The sequence below is a fragment of the Thermofilaceae archaeon genome (assembly GCA_038731975.1).
Classification (GTDB): domain Archaea; phylum Thermoproteota; class Thermoprotei; order Thermofilales; family Thermofilaceae; genus JANXEW01.
Window position 1 is genome coordinate 19,308 of record JAVYQJ010000003.1, and the last position, 17,683, is coordinate 36,990.

21 protein-coding genes, 3 tRNA genes and 1 rRNA gene are annotated in these 17,683 nt (G+C 52.0%); 8 read left to right on the forward strand and 17 right to left on the reverse strand.

Annotated features, from left to right (window positions below):
- Window positions 1–12: 12 nt before the first annotated feature.
- The gene (locus QXF46_02660; GenBank protein ID MEM0225756.1) at window positions 13–330 is read left to right on the forward strand and encodes a hypothetical protein; all 318 of its coding nucleotides are present in this window, start codon (window positions 13–15) and stop codon (window positions 328–330) included.
- Here the strand turns inward: QXF46_02660 and QXF46_02665 are convergent.
- The gene (locus QXF46_02665; protein ID MEM0225757.1) at window positions 327–2,840 is read right to left on the reverse strand and encodes a DNA-directed DNA polymerase I; all 2,514 of its coding nucleotides are present in this window, start codon (window positions 2,838–2,840) and stop codon (window positions 327–329) included. The two genes, QXF46_02660 and QXF46_02665, sit on opposite strands and share 4 nt — an antisense overlap.
- Before the next feature lie 585 nt (window positions 2,841–3,425).
- Here QXF46_02665 and aspS point away from each other — a divergent pair.
- Together aspS and QXF46_02675 are read left to right on the forward strand one after the other, a co-directional pair.
- Complete coding sequence (gene aspS / locus QXF46_02670) at window positions 3,426–4,691, forward strand: aspartate--tRNA(Asn) ligase (protein ID MEM0225758.1); 1,266 nt, start codon at window positions 3,426–3,428, stop codon at window positions 4,689–4,691.
- A 40-nt stretch (window positions 4,692–4,731) separates the two neighbouring features.
- The gene (locus QXF46_02675) at window positions 4,732–5,238 is read left to right on the forward strand and encodes a deoxyuridine 5'-triphosphate nucleotidohydrolase (GenBank protein ID MEM0225759.1); all 507 of its coding nucleotides are present in this window, start codon (window positions 4,732–4,734) and stop codon (window positions 5,236–5,238) included.
- 301 nt (window positions 5,239–5,539) lie between these two features.
- Here the strand turns inward: QXF46_02675 and QXF46_02680 are convergent, their stop codons facing one another.
- Window positions 5,540–6,268 (reverse strand): ABC transporter ATP-binding protein, encoded by a 729-nt coding sequence (locus QXF46_02680; GenBank protein MEM0225760.1) that lies wholly within the window; start codon window positions 6,266–6,268, stop codon window positions 5,540–5,542.
- 44 nt (window positions 6,269–6,312) lie between these two features.
- Window positions 6,313–6,948, reverse strand: a complete 636-nt coding sequence (locus tag QXF46_02685; GenBank protein MEM0225761.1) for an FtsX-like permease family protein — start codon at window positions 6,946–6,948, stop codon at window positions 6,313–6,315.
- Window positions 6,949–7,152: 204 nt separating this feature from the next.
- On the opposite strand from QXF46_02685, the gene QXF46_02690 reads away from it, so the two are divergent.
- From QXF46_02690 to QXF46_02700, 3 genes are read left to right on the forward strand one after another with little or no spacing between them, the layout of a single operon-like run.
- Window positions 7,153–8,640, forward strand: a complete 1,488-nt coding sequence (locus QXF46_02690) for a DUF2240 family protein (protein MEM0225762.1) — start codon at window positions 7,153–7,155, stop codon at window positions 8,638–8,640.
- Between the two features lie 24 nt (window positions 8,641–8,664).
- The gene (locus QXF46_02695) at window positions 8,665–8,919 is read left to right on the forward strand and encodes a hypothetical protein (protein ID MEM0225763.1); all 255 of its coding nucleotides are present in this window, start codon (window positions 8,665–8,667) and stop codon (window positions 8,917–8,919) included.
- A complete protein-coding gene (locus tag QXF46_02700) occupies window positions 8,912–9,685 on the forward strand; it encodes a geranylgeranylglyceryl/heptaprenylglyceryl phosphate synthase (GenBank protein ID MEM0225764.1) in 774 nt (257 codons plus the stop codon). Before QXF46_02695 ends, QXF46_02700 begins: the two co-directional genes overlap by 8 nt.
- On the opposite strand, the gene QXF46_02705 is transcribed toward QXF46_02700, so the two are convergent.
- The 8 genes from QXF46_02705 to QXF46_02740 all read right to left on the reverse strand — a co-directional run bounded on the left by QXF46_02705 (window position 9,667) and on the right by QXF46_02740 (window position 14,030).
- The gene (locus tag QXF46_02705) at window positions 9,667–10,698 is read right to left on the reverse strand and encodes an ATPase domain-containing protein (GenBank protein MEM0225765.1); all 1,032 of its coding nucleotides are present in this window, start codon (window positions 10,696–10,698) and stop codon (window positions 9,667–9,669) included. The genes QXF46_02700 and QXF46_02705 overlap by 19 nt on opposite strands.
- Before the next feature lie 162 nt (window positions 10,699–10,860).
- A 5S ribosomal RNA gene (rrf, locus tag QXF46_02710) occupies window positions 10,861–10,979 on the reverse strand.
- 174 nt (window positions 10,980–11,153) lie between these two features.
- Window positions 11,154–11,258: transfer RNA gene (locus tag QXF46_02715), tRNA-Asn, on the reverse strand.
- 87 nt (window positions 11,259–11,345) lie between these two features.
- Entirely contained in the window at window positions 11,346–11,924 is a 579-nt protein-coding gene (locus QXF46_02720) for a hypothetical protein (GenBank protein ID MEM0225766.1), read from the reverse strand.
- 11 nt (window positions 11,925–11,935) lie between these two features.
- Window positions 11,936–12,508, reverse strand: coding sequence for a hypothetical protein (locus tag QXF46_02725; GenBank protein ID MEM0225767.1), 573 nt, complete (start codon window positions 12,506–12,508; stop codon window positions 11,936–11,938).
- A gap of 46 nt (window positions 12,509–12,554) precedes the next feature.
- The gene (locus QXF46_02730) at window positions 12,555–12,920 is read right to left on the reverse strand and encodes a hypothetical protein (GenBank protein MEM0225768.1); all 366 of its coding nucleotides are present in this window, start codon (window positions 12,918–12,920) and stop codon (window positions 12,555–12,557) included.
- 44 nt (window positions 12,921–12,964) lie between these two features.
- On the reverse strand, window positions 12,965–13,816 hold the full coding sequence (locus QXF46_02735) for a UbiA family prenyltransferase (GenBank protein ID MEM0225769.1): 852 nt from the start codon (window positions 13,814–13,816) through the stop codon (window positions 12,965–12,967).
- Window positions 13,817–13,935: 119 nt separating this feature from the next.
- Window positions 13,936–14,030 (reverse strand) — tRNA-Ile (locus QXF46_02740).
- An 82-nt stretch (window positions 14,031–14,112) separates the two neighbouring features.
- Between QXF46_02740 and QXF46_02745 the strand changes: the two genes are divergently transcribed.
- Window positions 14,113–14,778, forward strand: coding sequence for a hypothetical protein (locus QXF46_02745; GenBank protein MEM0225770.1), 666 nt, complete (start codon window positions 14,113–14,115; stop codon window positions 14,776–14,778).
- A 20-nt stretch (window positions 14,779–14,798) separates the two neighbouring features.
- Here QXF46_02745 and QXF46_02750 read toward each other — a convergent pair whose 3' ends face one another.
- Genes QXF46_02750 through QXF46_02775 form a run of 6 tightly spaced genes read right to left on the reverse strand, consistent with a single transcriptional unit; the run spans window position 14,799 to window position 17,297 of the window.
- On the reverse strand, window positions 14,799–15,224 hold the full coding sequence (locus QXF46_02750) for a 50S ribosomal protein L14 (GenBank protein MEM0225771.1): 426 nt from the start codon (window positions 15,222–15,224) through the stop codon (window positions 14,799–14,801).
- A 23-nt stretch (window positions 15,225–15,247) separates the two neighbouring features.
- Window positions 15,248–15,634, reverse strand: coding sequence for a 30S ribosomal protein S17 (locus QXF46_02755; GenBank protein ID MEM0225772.1), 387 nt, complete (start codon window positions 15,632–15,634; stop codon window positions 15,248–15,250).
- Between the two features lie 52 nt (window positions 15,635–15,686).
- Window positions 15,687–16,004, reverse strand: coding sequence for a ribonuclease P protein component 1 (locus QXF46_02760; GenBank protein MEM0225773.1), 318 nt, complete (start codon window positions 16,002–16,004; stop codon window positions 15,687–15,689).
- On the reverse strand, window positions 15,973–16,185 hold the full coding sequence (gene rpmC, locus QXF46_02765) for a 50S ribosomal protein L29 (protein MEM0225774.1): 213 nt from the start codon (window positions 16,183–16,185) through the stop codon (window positions 15,973–15,975). Before rpmC ends, QXF46_02760 begins: the two co-directional genes overlap by 32 nt.
- Window positions 16,186–16,195: 10 nt before the next feature.
- On the reverse strand, window positions 16,196–16,786 hold the full coding sequence (locus tag QXF46_02770) for a 30S ribosomal protein S3 (GenBank protein ID MEM0225775.1): 591 nt from the start codon (window positions 16,784–16,786) through the stop codon (window positions 16,196–16,198).
- A 58-nt stretch (window positions 16,787–16,844) separates the two neighbouring features.
- Window positions 16,845–17,297 carry a 50S ribosomal protein L22 gene (locus QXF46_02775; GenBank protein ID MEM0225776.1) on the reverse strand — a complete coding sequence of 151 codons (453 nt, stop codon included), beginning with the start codon at window positions 17,295–17,297 and terminating at the stop codon, window positions 16,845–16,847.
- An 84-nt stretch (window positions 17,298–17,381) separates the two neighbouring features.
- Here QXF46_02775 and QXF46_02780 point away from each other — a divergent pair.
- A tRNA-Thr gene (locus QXF46_02780) sits at window positions 17,382–17,480 on the forward strand.
- Window positions 17,481–17,683: the final 203 nt, after the last annotated feature.

The following is a 17,683-nucleotide window of genomic DNA, read 5'->3' on the forward strand; positions in this document are numbered from 1 at the left end:
CGACTGATCCTTATGCAGGGTGGTTCCAAAAAGCTGGTGCTTGTGACCACGGATTGGGCACCCTTTTCCGACAAGGTAGCTAAAATATGCGAAGAAGAGGCTGCTAAGGCTGGGGTTCAGTTCGAAGTAAGGAAAGATGATTGGGTCTACTTGACCAGGTATGGGGAAGTGGATGAACTGGGGGGTGCGGATGTGCCTCAAGTATTCATCGAAAGTGAGGGGCAAATTGTGCATGTACTCACACGAGTGCCTCTCGATGAAAATGGAAAACCAGACTTTGAGGGGGCGCGGCGCAGAATAGCTGACGCGTTGAGCAGTAGCCTGGCTTAGAGCAATTGTGTTCCTGTTATGATTTCATCGAATGACGTTCCTAAAGCCTCTAGAACTTGCTCCAAAGCCGTCCTCAGGTGCTCTATGTATTTGTCTGGATCGATCTCGTCTATTCTTGCCAGCTGAACTGCTTTGACCCCTTCACTCCCCCTAACCTTGACGAAGAAAATGATGTCTCCCACTTCTACCTTCATACCTACCCTTTGCAACTGCCTGGCCGCTTTAACGTGTTGAGGAGTGGTTTTCACGTAGCTTGCCAGCGGCTTCGTTAAAGCTACTTTGAATACAAGGTCGTTAAGAGCTACTTCCTTCCTTTTCAGCTTCATGTAATACTCGTATGTGAATTTCTTTAACTCTTCAATAGCGTTATCCAGTTGTTGAAGATCGTTAGCTGTACCCAGAAGATCTATGACCTGCATCACGAAACTCTTGATCAGTTCTGGAGTGTTTCGTTTCTTACCGACAATCCCTTTGGCGTCAACTAGCCCATTGTCGAGAATCCCTACGTAGTTTTTCTTGCGGCCGCTGAACGCGACCCACACATACCTTTTGTCGACGTCCAGGTCAACCTGCAGTTCTCTCACCCAGTTGATTAACTCTTCTAGCTTACTCGACTGGGGGTTCCAGAGGAAGAGGGAGTCTGTGTCACCATATAGGACTGGTAAACCCAGTTCCAGTGCTTTCCTCAAAGTTTGAACCATCAGGTAACGCCCCAGCGCTGTCGTTGCTTCTGCTACCGGTGGACAGTACAAGGGGAAGGTTTCGGCCCCGAAGACACCGTAGCTCGCGTTGATGAAGACCTTAAGCGCGCTTTGTACGACGTCGTAATGCCTCTTCCTCACGGGATCTTCTTCCGTTTTGGCGAGTCTCTTATAGATGTGAACTCTGAAATCCCTGAGGAAGCCAACGATCTCCGACATTATGCCCTTTCGCTTCGTGCACACCCAGTGGCTCAACCCGGGTATCGTGTTGCTCTTACAGTCTTCGTGTGGACACCTTACCGTTTCGTAAGAAAGATTCCACCTTTTGATTACTGACGGATATAGCGATGCGAAGTCGACGACCGTCACGTTGAAGAAAATACCCTTTGGTGGGTCGATTACGACCGCTCCAAGATACTTTTTCCCCTTTATGACGGCGCGAGTGTCTGTGTAACCCTTGTACTTGCGGATATCCTCCTCGTTGGGTATCAGGTACCCCCGCCTTCTATGTTCATAGTGGAGGAGGCTGCGAATCCATGTAGATATGTTGTGCCTTGTTAGATCCTCCACGCCGAGCTTAGAGATTCTTATCATGAGCACCATGAGCTTTAGTACCAAGTCGTCGTTGAAGGACGTCAAAGCGTAAGTTAACTCAGCGTCCCTTAAGCTGTATTTCGCTAGCTCCGTGTAGCTTAACGAGGGGATCGGCTTATCCGGTTTGACCTTTCCCACCCCTAGAAGTGCCTCGGAAATTTCGTCCAAGGAACGTCCTTCTCTGTACTTCCCCCCGAAAGCGTAGGTCTTCATCGACTTATTAGTGAAGAACTTGTAGAGATCTATGTGAAGCGAGCCTTTTAGCCTCGCGCGATCAGCACCACGCTCCCACTTTACTGGGATTTCCTCCTCGCTAAAGCCGAGCTTGAGGGCTCGGACCCTAAGGTAAGGCAGGTCGAATGCGTCGCCATTGAACGTGAGTACTACGGGGTATTTTCTCAGGATTTCAAATGTTCTCCGCAATAACTCGCGCTCACTGTTGAAGTACTCGACGTTCTCAAGCGGAATGGGGTCGCCCAGGTCCGGGCGCACCAATAGCAGAGTGCGCTTATACCCGTCCGATGCACAGAGAGAAACCGCTATCACTGGGTAGGGAGCCTCGTTGGGCCTAGGGACTCTGTTGGGCTCCGGCGAATAGACCTCTATGTCGAGCGAGACACGCTTGATGTGTGGAACAGGCGCCTGGAAGAGCTTCGCCCACTCTAAAGCTCTACGAAGTTGCTCTTCATCATTACCGTAGAGTTTCCTCAATTCGGCGACAATGCTTTCAGGGATTTCTACTTCAACAGCCTTCACCCCTTCGCCGGACAGCACGTAGGGCATCCCAGGAATTAGCCCCATATCGTATGCGTAGCAGTGGTGATACCTGATTCTAGCCTCCCAAGCGTGATCCTTAAGCAACTCCCTCAGCGCTCCGCGAGTTCCACCAATAGACAGCGGGTCTCTTGCTACAACTTTAGTCATTAATACGGTTCTATCCTGGAGGGGATCGTACTTCTCAACCACTTCTAAGTGATCAAACCCCCTGTGCTTCAGTACGTCAGGGTACTTTTGCACCAGCTCTTCAGGCGGGAGATCCGTGAGGAGGTAAGGCTTATGTCCGTTGGCATCTGGCAGCTCGACTATTCTGCCCTCTTCTTCGTCGTAGAATTTCATGACAGCCTTACCAAGCTTGCCGTCATACTCCACGTCAAGCAAGTACAGTGCCTTTGCCCTCTGCGAGCTCACAGGGGGATTAAGTCTCGACCGGGAGATAAGACTGTCGTTACCTGCTCCGCACCACCTGCTCCCCCCTTCCCTTCATAGGCTTTCGTCTCTAAGGTCGCCCTCGCTCTCCCTGGTTTTGGCTGTGGAGCGAGTGTCGTGGGGTCGACTGCCTTGAGAGCGGCTTGCTCGCCCGCTTTACGGCGCTCCGGCGATGGGGCGCTGATCGATGGGGTCGCACCTTAATCGCACGGGTGGCTTCCTAGCTCTGCTGGAAAGCTGCGAAAAGGAGCTTTAAGTGAACGTGCAGCTAAGCGCACTGGTTGAGGCGTTGAGGGCTTTCAAAATGGTCAGCCTGAGGTCAGGCGGCGTGGCCTTCGCGCTGATTGGAGAGGGGCAACGTGGTGGTAGTCCGGCTGAGAGCGGGTCGTATGAAGGCCCACATAACTGTAGTCGTTGAGCGACTGAGAATTAAGTGTTTTTTCCCTTTTCCCTCCCCTTCTCCACCCGCGCAGACTCTGCAGCGGGCTTTTCCTCTCCATCCCCACACTGATCTCCAGAGCGTCCGAGCCCACGATCGAAAGATAGTAGGGAAATAGATGAATTTATGAACGAGATGATCGCTGGGGAAGGATCGTGCAGGAAGGGCGGGTTCAAATCAACGGTTGGGTTAATTCTGTAAGAACTCTGGGTGGAATAGCTTTCTTAGAGGTGATTGATGGAGTCGACCTGCAGCTTTACACCGTTGTCGTTAAGCGTGATGAAAACCCGGAAGCTTGGAAAGCAGTAGCGAAGATTAAAGTCGGTACAGCTATTAGTGTGATAGGTGACGTACCAGCGGCGCAAATCAGCAAGAGAGGCATCGAAGTGCGGGCTCACGAGCTCAGGATCGTCGCTGAGCCGCAAGACCTTCTCCCACTCGATCCAACCGGTAAAACACCTGCTCTGCTCGATACTCTCATTGAGCACCGCTACGTAGCGCTGCGGATTCCCCGGCAGCGCGCGCTTTTCAGGGTTAGGGCTATGGTAATTAGGGCTGTACGCGAGTTTCTGGAAGGTCTAGGGTTCCTCGAGGTGCATACCCCCAAGATTTGCGGAGCGGGTGCAGAGGGCGGAGCTACTCTATTCAGGATTGACTACTTCGGTGGAACTGCGTACCTGGCTCAAAGCCCCCAGCTATACAAGCAGATGCTCATGTGCGGGTGCTCCCGAGTGTTCGAGATAACGCCCTACTTCAGAGCCGAACCTTTTAGCACTAGTAGGCATCTTAACGAGAGCTGGGGGATCGACGTCGAAATGGCGTTCATAAGGGGGCCTGAAGACGTCATGACACTTTTGGAGAAGCTCGTCATCCACGTTTTTGAATACCTTCAAACGAATGCCACTCGAGAGCTTCGAGAACTGGGCGTAGAACTGAGGGCTCCTCGTTCACCCTTCAAGCGATTAACGTACGATGAAGCACTTGAGATTCTGAAGGCTAGAGGGTTCCATGTAGAGTGGGGGCAGGACTTTGGAAGCGACGAAGAGAGAGTGATCGGCCAAGCAATGGTTGAGGAGGGGTATGACGCATACTTCATCGTGGAGTATCCTTGGCAGGCCAAGCCCTTCTATATAATGCGTAGGGGGGATGTAAGCGCCTCATTTGATCTCGATTACAGAGGGTTGGAATTAGCTTCTGGTGGACAGAGGGAGCACGACTATGATAAACTTGTTCAGAACATGTTGGAAAAGGGATTGAATCCAAGCGATTTTGACTTCTACCTTAAGGCATTTAAGTATGGGATGCCCCCTCACGGCGGTTTCGGAATGGGTCTAGATAGACTAGTCATGGTTATAACCGGCTCTCAGAACATTAGAGAAGTGGTGCTTTTCCCGCGTGACCGGCACAGACTCGTACCTTAACGTTAGCTTAAACTGGGATCACTTTCATACGGCTAACGGGATGATACTAGGTAGAGATGAGCTGCTGAAGTTGATACTGGAATCACAGCCCCCACTTATCGAAGGTTGGGTGGATCTGAACGTTCAGCTTCAACCGGCAGGTTTTGACCTAACTTTAAAGGAAGTGCGAAGGTTTAAGGGCGTGGGTCATATAGATTTTGACAACAGAGGAAGGGTTCTTCCCGACACTGAACCTATACCCTTCGAACCTGATGGTCGCGTTCACCTGAGCAAGGGTGCATATGTTCTGGTGTTTAATGAAATTGTGAATTTACCGTTGGGTATCGCTGCGATAGCTAAACCCCGATCCAGCTTGATCAGATGTGGTGCTAGCGTTGAAACTGCGGTTTGGGATCCCGGTTATAGGGGGCGTAGTCGCGCGTTGCTCGTTGTCTATAATGACTCAGGCATAGTGCTGGAGCGCAACGCTAGAGTAGTCCAACTAATGTTTATACGTGTCCAAGGAGCATCTGTTGGTTACGGAGGGGCATATCAGGGCGAAAGCTGATGGAAAGAGCCGCTCAAAAGCTCCTCAGTGAAAGGCGTCTGCTTAGGGTGCGCATTGAAGAACTCGGAGTAACTTTACACCTCGCTTACGGAACAAAGTTAGATAGATTATACTTGTTGCTGCCTCCCATTTTTTGCAGCTGCTCTAGCTTCTTCTTTAACGTGTTTACCAGGAGATTGAGCGAGCGTTGCGTACACCTTGCAGCTTATGAAATTGCCGGTTCCTCAGTTCCCGAAGTACACGTAAGCTTCGAGCACTTTAAAAACAGTTATTACCCTCTCATAATTAAAGGCTTGCTATCCTAAGCCTCTTCCGCCTCTACGGCTATCTCTGCTCTCGTTTCGATCCTTTCAACCCTACCGTCCCTGAGGTAAACGATCCTGTCACTGACATCGATCATCTTGAGGTCGTGGGTGGCCGTTACGATCGTAACCCCTCTCTCCTTATTCAACTGTCTCAACAGATTTATGATTTCCAGGCCGGTCTGCAGGTCGAGGTTGCCGGTGGGCTCGTCGGCGAGGATGATTGCGGGGTCGTTGGCGAGGGCTCTAGCGATTGCAACCCTCTGCTGCTGACCACCACTCAACTCCGTCGGCCGGTGGTAAAGCCGATCCCCAAGCCCAACGCGCTCAAGCAGCTCTCTAGCCTTCCGGATCCTCTCCTCTCTCCTAACTCCGGCGAAGATCATGGGCAGCATCACGTTCTCCATCGCGGTTAAAACCGGGATAAGGTTGAAAGTCTGGAAGATGTAACCGATTTTTCTCGCCCTGAGCCAGGCGAGCTCGTACGCGTCGAGCTTGCTGATGTCCACCTCATCTATGTAAACCCTCCCTCGTGTAGGTCGATCAAGCCCCCCTATCATGTTGAAAAGGGTGGTTTTACCGGCTCCCGAGGGGCCCATGATGGACACATACTCTCCTCTCCTTATTTTTAAGTTAACACCGTCCAAGGCTTTGACAATGTAAGGTCCCATTTTGTAGTACTTTGCTAGATCTTCAGTCTCAACCGTGTACTCGTACCTGAGCGCCATCCCTCTTCACCCCGATACATGATACGGGGGGTATATTACGTTTTCTAGATCTCGTAGCGTAGGGCTTCAGCGGGGCTGAGCCGCGCAGCATAGTACGCCGGGTAAAGGGTAGCAATTAAGCTGAGGAGCATAGCGATACCGACCCCGAGTACAAGCATTGCTACGGCGACCGGCAGCACGTTAGCAAGCGGTATAGTGGGATTCGTGTGCACCATAGCACTGACCGCGTTTGAAATACCTACTGCTGGGTTAACGGCCGCGTACACTAGAGCTGCTATAAGCCCGACCGCGTAGCCGGCTAATCCTCCAATTCCGCCCACCAGTAAAGCCTCCAGAAGGAATAGCTCGAGGATGTGACGATCCAAAGCCCCGAGGCACTTGTACGTGCCTATCTCCTTGTACCTTTCTGCCACCGCTATCAGCATGCTGTTAGTTATGCCTACGCCGCATACGAGGAGAGAGATGAAGAGGAGCCAGTACATGTATGGTTGAATGCCAGCTCCGCCGGCCAGCGCTTGGAACGAAGCCATCATCATGAGGGAGACAAAGAAGGCTATACCTAATGTTACGGAGGCAGTCGTTATCGCAACTCTGGTAAAGCGCCGCCGTACGTTCTCCAGGGAGATGCGGAACGCCTCTGAAACCGGCAGCTTAATTTCCCCGATTACGACCGTTGACATTTCTCTCGCCTCTCCAGGCCGATGATCTATAAAGGTTTTGCGCCATTACAATTTTTGTCCTTGCCCTCTCATCGAGTGCGTAGTTCTCCGCTTTAAATCCGGTCGTGCGCGGGGCTCACCCTACTCAATGCCAGTTAAAACGTGTACGCAAGGGAGCAGATGCTTTAAATGCCTCGGACTTGATTTCTACCGAGCAGCAGAGTCATGCAGGACAACTACGGAAACGACGTTCTAGATGCGCGGCAAGCGGTCTCCAGGATCATAGATCATATTCTGTCGCATAAGCCTGAACTGACAAAGCTACATGTTCTCAAAATGATCGAGGAGAGGATAAAGGAGCTGGAGGGGTTGATCGATGAGGATGCCGCAGCGTTGCTAGTAGCGCGGGAGCTGGGTGTACCACTCCCCCAATCGCCCCTACCAAGCAAAGCGAGGCTCCCCCTAAGAGATCTGATACCGGGCTTGCAGAATGTTCGAGTAATGGCGCGCGTACTGAAGGTGTTTGACTGGAGGTTCCCTGACGGTAGGATGATGGTAAAAATCACTGTAGCCGATGAAACCGCCTGCGTAGACTGTGTGGCGTGGGGCGAGACCGCGGAACGAATAGCCAGAGAGGTGAAGCCCGGGGATTGTATCCTGATAAATCGGGCAGCTGTCGTTAAGTACAAAGGACGTGTGGAAGTGAAGATCGGGGAAGGCAGCACTGTCGAAAGAATCGAGGATCCTACAATCCCCTCTTTTGACGAGCTAGTCGGGGCTCACAACATCGACATCCTCAAACTGCTAGTCCATGAAGTAGTAGTCGGCAAAAACGGCTTAGCGGTGTACGGGGTCAGTAACGGAGCCCCCGTCTGCGTACTAATCCCCTCTCCTTCAGCCCCACAGATCCAGCGTGGCGACACGGTGCTGATTCAAGAGCCTAGGAAGCTAACGGGGGGTCTTGCGAGATATAAACTAACGCGTACATCAAGGGTTTTTGTTACTGGAAACACGAATGTCGACACAATAGGCTTCAAACAGGTGGATTTGGATATTGATGAAGAGCTGCCCGTTAATGTTTTCGCCGTAAGAGGTCGTTACGCAGCAGTAATTCCTTCATCGTATAATAAGCTCACCCTAATTCTGTGTGGTCAACATCACAGTACAAGCATTCTAACGTACGATGAAAACCTTGTGAACGAACTAAGACACGTTAAGCCAGCTACCCTGCTGGAGCTTAAAGGCGTTTATTACACTCCGCGGGGCCTAAGGTTAAATCCCTTCTACCACCTACGCATATTGGAGCAACAGCACTCTCCCAAAGCGCTCGTGGACAACCTATCGTCCACCGGCTGCTACGTAAGGACCGAAGCCACCGTTCTGTCCGTCTCTTTCAAGCACAAGATTCTGAAGGACGGGAGCCTAGTGATAGGGGCAGTCATCAACGTTGATGACGGTACAGGATATGCGCGCGCGGTGGTTAGCGACATGGATCATGTGGAGGAGCTGCTAGGAGCTGGCTGGGATGACATCAGGGAGCAGGCTATCCTGGGCGTGCTACCGAAGCTGCTAGCCTACATTCAAGAGGAGATAAGAGGATCCGATGTGGAGCTAGAGGGCTACTTGAGTGGTGACCGCATACTCGCGGTCACCGATCTTAGGCTGAAGGCTGGCGGGCCATCACAGGAGCCATGGGGAAGGCAAACATTTTAAGACGGAGCAGTGCATCGCTGTGCGATGGGTAGGAGGAAGAGCAGAAAAAGGATCAAGCTACGACCCCGTCGCACGTTACCGAAAGTGTTTCAATGCCCCCGTTGCGGCTCGGTAAGCGTGAGTGTGGTTACAGACAAGAGCGGTGGACTAGTGCAAGTTAGATGCGTCACTTGCGGGCTTTCAGCTGACTTCGAGTATCGCGAGTTCTACCAGCCGGTAGACTACTACGCGAAATTCCTCGATGCGTATGAAAGTTCTCTGGTGAGCGAGCATGGGTAAGGTTGAGAAGTACATCCTTGATGCAATTAACGAGCGTGGAGCAATCCACATGGTCCTGATAGATCCCGCACGGATGGGAGGTGAGCAAGCCAAGGAGGTAGCGAAGGCTGCAGCGAGCGCGGGCTCTGCAGCAGTAATGGTGGGTGGGAGCGTCGGGGTGTCTGAGCACATGGTTGACGAGGTCGTCCTTTCCGTCAAAGAAGTATGCGATCTCCCAGTAATACTCTTCCCCGGCTCGCCCACCAACCTAAGTAGGTTCGCTGACGCAGTGTGGTTCATTTCCGTTCTCAACTCCATGAACCCGTACTTCATCGTGCTTGGCCAAATGCAGGGGGCACCCATCGTCAAACGGTACGGCTTAGAGGCGCTTCCCCTAGCATACCTGGTGATGGGCGTCGGCGGCACTGTGGGTTACGTTAGTCAAGCTAGGCTGATACCGTACGATAGACCCGAAATAGCCGTAGCATTCGCTCTCGCAGCGCAATACATGGGCTTCAGGTTCCTGTACCTCGAGGGAGGGTCTGGTGGTGAACCCGTACCCCCAGCGTTGATTGAGGCAATCGACAAAAACGTTGAAATCCCGCTGATAACAGGTGGAGGCATACGAACTCCAGAGTTGGCAAGAGCTGCTGTAGCGGCTGGAGCGGACATCATAGTGACGGGAACGATAGTCGAGGAAGAGGGGGATCTGTACTCCAAGCTGACCTCTATTGTAAGGGCTATAGAAGACGCGGGGAGGACCCGTCGTTACACCATTTCTCGGTAAAGCCCTCTGATTACGATACCCGTTGCGGGGACTATATCGAAGATGAACTTTGTAGGCTTAGCTGGAGCCCACCGCGCCTTCCTCAAGTACATGACTCGCACGATATCGCCTTTTAACTCCTCTAATCCCAGCACGATTATGCCCGATGCCAGGAACTCCTCAACTCCAAATCGGCTCAGCTGCTTGCTCCCAGTGGGAATTTCGCTTGTCATCACGGTGGTTAACGTCCCTAGGCTCTCTATCGCAAACACCATTTCGCGGAGGAACTCCCTCACGTAAAGCACGTCTTCTTGCGAACCGCCATAAATTAACGGTGCGATTGGGTCTATGACTAGACGTTTCGCCTTGATTTTCTTCGCCGCGTTGAGTATCGACTCTATGATAAACTTGGGCTCGATTTTTCTCCTCTCCTCACGTAGGTATATCTTGCTAAAGTGCGTCCTCATGTCTAGGAACACTAGTTTCTTTCTTCTTATGAGCTCGCTGACATCCCACCCGAAGCGCTTCAGCCCTTTTAACAGCTGCTCTGCGGGTTCATCTATAGCTATGTAGACGCCCGGCTCATCGTACAAAAGAACGCCCGTTAGAAGAAACTGTATCGAGAAGATAGTTTTGCCACAGCCAGTCTCACCCGCAACAAGGTAGGTCTTCCCCCTTATGAAGCCGCCTCCCAGGGCTTCGTCAAGCTCTCGAATACCCGTGCTAGCGTAATCGAAGCCCGTTAACGTCGTGGGAACAACTTCAAACTGGTCCTCAAAACTCCTGTAAGCCTCAGCAGGAACCATAACCTGCTGTGCGACGGGTTGAGGTTGCACCTGCCGTAACTGCGTATCGACGGCTACCGGTGAAGGATTTGGAGGAGACGTTACCGTAGGAACAGGCCCGAAATTCGTGGAGACGCTGCTTGCAGCGCTGGGAGCGGTACTCACCTCAGCGATCCCGCGACTGTTGCTCCCCCCTTCTTCAGCCTCGCAAGGCGGATTCTTCGGGTCCTTAACCTTAACCGCCAGCAATGCACAATAATTCGCCCTGCGCAAATAGTAAGTGCACGTATCGCATGATCGATTCGGCATTCCCTGCACCTGGACTCAGCTTCTAAAAAGTAGAAGTCTGCCCTATTTAAAAAAGTACCGTAAGGCAGTAGACCAATAAGATTTTAGCGCTAGTCGGGGCGCCGTAGCCAGCACCGCGCTTTCCCGGGGCCGCAGACCCCAGTACTCGCGGCGGCGGGCGACTGCTTAGCTTCCGGGATCTGACGAGACCGGGCGTTTCCAGTCGCCCTATGGCCGGCTCGGCGCCAATAGGCGTGTAACACCCACATATTTAAATTTTGCACGCGATGACTCCCCAACCACGCGACTAAAACTTATCATCAATGTAAACATATTCGATTGTAAATTTATACTAACAATTATAAACAAGTTTGAAACAAGTAACCTTACCTTATAGACTGATGAGATTAGATCCGTGGCGCCGGGGCCGGGATTCGAACCCGGGACCTCCCGGTTTCTATCCATTCCTTAACATAATTCGGCTAACAGCCGGGCGCTCCACCGGGCTGAGCTACCCCGGCGCACTGTCTCGTCTAGCTGAAGCTATTTTAAGCTTTTGTCACTTGAGCAGGCAACCTAGTGTTTGATTAAGTTATTATTAAAATTGGCTAGTTGGAAACGTGTCTATGGAAAGAAGCGTGACTACGCGATGTGCCTGCATCACGTGCAAGTGCGATCTTGAGCGCGTCCAGCTCGTGGCTTGATAGCTTACCCAGTTGTGTAAAGTCACCAAGTATTACGCTTTCCTTTACCTGTTCGTTTCCTAAAAGCTCGACCTGAGCACCTACTGCTTCGAGTTTCTTATAAAGTTCTTTGGCCAAAGCAGCGAGATGGCTAGAATACCCTATACGAACGTGTACTTCTGCTCCGAGGCCTACAAGGGCTGATATCACGTGAACAAGCCTCTTGGGATTTCGTGCAACGCTCGAGAAAGCCAGTACTCCTCCAATCACGACGGCAAGCCCCAGGTGCCTGGAGCCCAAATCGACTCCGAGGGCTACTCTTTTTGTCGCTGTGAGGGTCATCGCAAGCCAGCAAGCGAAAACTGCCGGGTCCCCTGAACTTAGGACGGCGTCCGGTACTTCGATTCCAGTCGTGCTTACCTCAACTAATGATTCAAGTCCCAACTCGCGCAACCATGAGTACACTTTTTGGACGGCTCGAGGGTCTTTAACGGTAATCTCCAAGCTCCTCCGCGTTAGTTCTGACGTAAGGCTTCGCAAGCTTCCTCTACCTCTCTAACGCTTATCTCAAACCGTCCTAGGGCTATGAGCGGGTCGGCTAGGTCGCGCTCTTCAAGGGTTAAAACTTCATTCTCGACTATAGTTCGCACAAGCCTAGGCTTAAGCCTCCGCAGTATTTTGATGGTTAAGGGTCCGCCCGTTCTGTAATCCTCAGCACATACGAGTAAGACCTTGCATCCCGCCTCCACAGCCAAGCTGAGAACGCTTACCTCCGTTAACGCCATCCGATACACGTAACTTTCACTCAACGAAGCCCTGTACGGCACTAGGTTGGCCATGAACTCGTCTATTGCCACCAGCTTTACTTTCTTCTGCTTGCAGAACCCTATGCACTCTATTGCGGTTAACAGTTCATCGTAAAACGATGTTGCAGCTCGAACCTCAACATCGCGAAGGGTCACCTTTAAACGAGCATGTCGGCCGGCACCTATGTAAACGGATGGTGCTAACTGCTCGCCTAGGAGGAGGGTTAACCGAGTTCTAAACGTACCAGGTCCACCGTAAAGAACCAAAACCCCCCTATCCAACCTTTTTGTTAGAAATGTTAAAAGCCTATCTAATGCAGGCATCCGCTTAACGTTTCGCGTAGTACATAACAGCGATGAGCAGCGCACCGATGATTATCAAAGTAAGGCTGATCGCGATTCCTCGAGTAAAGTCCCTCCTGATACGCCGGTACAGATCGTAAAGATTGTAAAAGCCGTAAATCATCATTGCGTAACCCATGAAGCTTAGGATGAATTCAGTTGTGTTCTGCAAACTCGTACCTGGCACGGGTCCAATTCTCGAGTGGACGGCTGCGCACTGATCTAAATCGTGAAGGCATGTATAGAGAACGTTGAAAATGCCGGATACGAGAAGGAGCGCTGACATTACGGCGAGCGGCGCGAGCGTAGCTGGCTCCAGCAACTTCTTCAGGGGGTTTAACGGTCGGACCACGGAAAACCGCGCTACCGGGCATGTATAAATGTTGCTACGTAGCCTCAGGCCGTCGTTGCGAATGCTAGTATCCCGGTGAGCATGGCTAGAAGTGTCAACTTTCTGCTGCGTGCGGCTACAGCACTCTTTTGAAGGAGCAGCGAGAAAGAAACGTAGGTGAAGAGTGCATCGGTCAAAGCCACTGTGGAGGCATAAAGGAGGAGTTTCTCCTCTGGGAGGAGGGGGATTGCTAGCAGGCTAGCCGCGACGGCTGCTAGCATCAGGAGGCTGGCCACTCTTGCTGCGAATGCTGGGCCTTTGACTACAGCCAATGTCTTAACCCCGACTCTGCGATCGCCCTCCATGTCTAGTATGCCCTTCAGAATTTCCCTACCTAGAGTAGCAAGAAAGGCAACTGAGGTGAGGAGGATGGCTAACCGGGGTATTTTGAAGCCGCTAGGGATGGAAGCTCCGAAGAGGAACGGTAAAGCAGTGTCAAAGGCCACGATGATGTTTCCTGGCAATCCAGCTCTTTTTAGTTTCGCGTTGTAAGCCATCCCTGAAGCCACGGCTACTATTACAAGTAGAGCGGGCATAACCCCTAAGCTTAACGAAAGAGCGGTTCCCAGTACCAGTGATGCTAAGCCGATAATCCAGGCTTCTTTAACGCCGATGTCGCCTCGAACCAGCGGCCTCCACGGCGCGTTGATTCTATCTTCCTCGAGGTTATAAATATCGTTAAAGACGAAAAGCCCTATTTCAACGGACAGGGTTGTTGCGACTGCTATGCAAGCTGGAAGAAGCTGCATGTTTGACCAACCCTGCGCACCAAGAGCGTATCCCACGAGCGTTGCGATCGCCGCCATTACTCCGTGATCGATTCGCGCTAATCTCAGCATAGCGCCTAGCTTGCCCATGAGCACTCGAGCCGTTCTGCTCTTAAATAATGATTTCTTGACTCGCTTTGCTTTGGGCTTGAAGGAGAAAGAGGTAAAGTAGGCTAAATTTAGCACAAAGACCGCAATACAGTATATGATGGGCCCGCCGGGATTCGAACCCGGGACCTCCCGGTCTCTATCCCGAGCTCACGGGTTATCAGCCGGGCGCGCCACCAGGCTACGCCACGGGCCCCCTTGCGTGCTCCCTTAGCAGGGGTTTAAGCTTTTTGCGCTAGACGTGCTCTTAAAGGAAGCGAAACCTTATGCGGTTAACTGTGGAAGAGCGCTTTCACGCCCTCGCCTTACTGCTCCTGCGTAAACAGCGTCTAAAGTTGGATGAGCTTCAGGCAGAGCTAAAAGTTACAGAGGAGACACTGCGCATTTTTCTGGCGGGACTTCCGGTTCTGCTGAGTGGGGGCGAAGTAGTGGTGGTAGACACCGTCGACTTACTCCTAGAACTTTGGAAGAGGAGGTTTGATCCAGTTGAGTTAGCATTAAGAACAGGATGGAAAGAATTTGAAAAGCTATGTTCTAGAATTCTAGAACAATGCGGTTTCGAAACATTTTTGAATGTACGGTTAAAGGTTCTTAGAAAAGTACGCGAACTAGACGTTGTAGCACTGCGCGAACCATGGGTGCTGGCTGTGGATTGTAAACGTTGGGCTCGCCGGCGTGAAAGCCATTTAAGATTAGCAGCTCGCGCGCACAAGGCTCGCTGCGAGCTGCTCGCACGCGAGCTGCCTGGAGTAGTTGAGGTAGCAGCTAGGGTGGCAAAATGGAGGGAGGCTAGAGTGGTTCCAGTCATAGTAGATGTTCATGAAACCGTCATGAAGATGTTTGAGGGGGTTCCCATAGTCCCGCTACGTAAACTCCCTGCCTTCCTGGACGAATTCGAAGCGTTCGCAGACGAGCTGTACGTGGTGAAAGTTGCTCTAAAGTAGGCCGAGTCGAGTGGATGCTCTCAAACTACCATCGTGACCATAGTTGCGAGTCGTGGGTGTCTCTCTACGGCTTCCTTGGCCACAGGCCCGTGGATTTCGCTCCCCTTTGGATCCCCCTCCGGAGTTATCAGCACGATGGCGTTGTCCTCAAAGGCGATCCACGTTCCATCGGGCCGCCTGAACGGTCTGCGCTGCCTCACTACGATTCCGTGCAGGATCTGCTTCCTCAACTCCGGCTTTCCCTCGCGGATCGAGACCACGACAACATCTCCTACAGCTGCTCCCGGTATCCTCCTCCAGACGGTCTTAGCGCCTCGGACGCCGATCACTCGGGCTAACCTAGCTCCCGAGTTATCCGTCACTTTGACTAGACTTTCTACAAATACGCCAGGTGTTTTATGGAACCTGTACGATACCCCGGTGACTTTAGGTCCACGTTTCGCCACGCCTGATCACCGTAGTTCGACCCTTATAAGTTTGAAGCTGCCTCTATCGAGGGTGTTCGTGAAGCAGTCTGGTTCCCAACCTTAGCCAGGACAACGAAGGCCACCGACTTCGCCAAGGGTCTGCACTCTCCAATGATTACCCTATCTCCTGGTTTAACTTCGATGCAGGGAGGAACCCTCACGTGCTTTTTCTTTCGTCGTTTTTCATACCTCATGTACTTTGGCACATAGTGGAGGTACTCATGGATGACAACGGCCGTCTTATTCATCTTTACCTTGTCTACCGTGACCTCCATTATCACCCCCCTCACGGGCAGCGTCCCGTGCCATGGGCAGAGAGGATCATCGCATACCTTCTCAGGTGGTTTTAACCCCGGAATACCGACGTTTCGGAACCTTGTACTACTCATACGATTCCTGCGGCCACAGAGCACCCGTTTATAAACAGCACGCCCGTCCTGATCACCAGTTGCGCAGCTTCTTCTTTATCCGATCCTCGGGTCTACCCAGTAGTTCTTTACCATCGACCAGTACGAGAGAGCCGTCTGGTAGCTTTAAGAGCAGCTTTACATCACTCTTGAAAACCCTCTTCCGACCTTTCGGCGTTTCGAGGAGGATGGTTTTCATAGTTTCATCAATTATCCTACCCTTGATTCCCACCTGACACCTATTCTTGCTTTCGGCAACTTCCGCCTCCAATCCTATTAGCTCATGCAGTAATACGTTCGATGGGGAGATGCCCACCCCTTTACTGAGAACCTTTCTTGCGCGCCTCTTCATTCTCTATTGTAAGTATTCTAGCGATGGCCTTTCGTATCTCCCGTATCCTTGCAGGGTTATCGATGGTGCCCCGGCTGCTCTGCGTCCGCAACCTAATTAGCTCAGCTCTCAGCTCCTCTAACCGCTTCAGCCTTTCTTCCCGGCTCATCTTCCTGATTTCATCCGCTTTGAGCACGGGCATATCAATGCACCTATGGAGATGTCTTGATAAGGCCAGGTATTTCAATTGGCGGCATTATCCTAACCCTCACTCCGTAAATGCCAGGTTTTAGTAGCACTTGAACGACAGCTTCGTCAACATACTCACTGGGCTTCCCCGACTTATAGGTAACACCTGCCGTGTACTTCTCGAACCTAGATCGCTCCGATGAGAGCTTGCCGCTAATCACAACTTCTACTCCTTTTGCACCCGCCTCCATAACCCTTCTGATTGCCACGAATGCTGCTCTCCTGAATCTAACTCCTCTAACCATAGCTCGCGCGATACCGTAAGCGACAATTTTAGCGTTGAGGTCCGGGTTGGCGACTTCAACAACATCTATCTGTGGCCTATCCACGCCGAACTTGCTCTCTAGCACTTCCTGTAGCTCTTTGATGTTCGATCCGCGGCGGCCAATCACCATTGCAGGCCTTTCCGCGAGGATCACCACTCTGGTTCCGATAGGCGTGCGGAATAGCTGGACATCCACGTAGCCCGCGTGTGCTAGTTTCCTCGCTAGGTAAGCGTTCAACTCCATATACTGCATCCCTCTCTCCAGGAACGTCTGTACGAGCGTGGGCATGCAACCACCGTGTTTTTCTCAGCCTGCGCGCAGTGTCATAACGCCTTTTTAAGCGTTTTCAGGATCGCTCTTCGAGACCGATCTCTATGTGAACCAGCTGCTCGAACCACGGTGTTGCTCTACCAAATGCTCTAGGCATGTACGCCCGAATCTTCGTGCCCTTGTGAGCGGCGGCGTGTACAACCCATAGCTTCTCGGTATCCAAGCCCTTGTAAGCCGCGTTTGCTTCAGCATCCTTGAGGACTCGTAGAATGGCTCGAGCGGCTTTCACTGGGTATCTGCCAGCCGCCATACCGGTTTTATGGCCCACCTTTTTCTTGAACCTCCTGTAGGGTACAGGCCTGCGCATGTTAATTACGTCCTCTAAGAAGCGTTTAGCTCTCTCCAAGCTCAAGCCTCTTATTGCGTCAAGGACTTCGACCGCATCCTTATAGGATATCCTGAGGTCGCGTCCGGCAGCTATCGCCGTCCGAACTGGATCCAACTGTACAGAGAAGCTCCACCTAGGCACAAGCCACGCTGCAGGAGAGGCCCTTTTAAAACCTGGTGGTCGGCCCAAGAACACATATATAGGCGCTAAGAAGGAGAGCCTGGAGCCCCGGTAGCTCAGCCGGGCCAGAGCGCCGGCCTTGTATTCCGCTCGAATCGACGAGAGAGCCGGAGGACCCGGGTTCGAATCCCGGCCGGGGCTCCACAATAGAGGCAGAAGAGCTTTAAGGGGCGCCAGCTCAAGTTGATCGATGATGAGTGATCTGCCGGACGATTTGTGAAGAGAGGATTGACTCTGATCCGACTGTCGCGCGGAGGACCGCCAAGTAACCTATGAAGCTCTATATACCACCTTATACAGCTGAATTTGTAAAGTACATCATCAAGAAAAGGTGATCATTAAAGGGC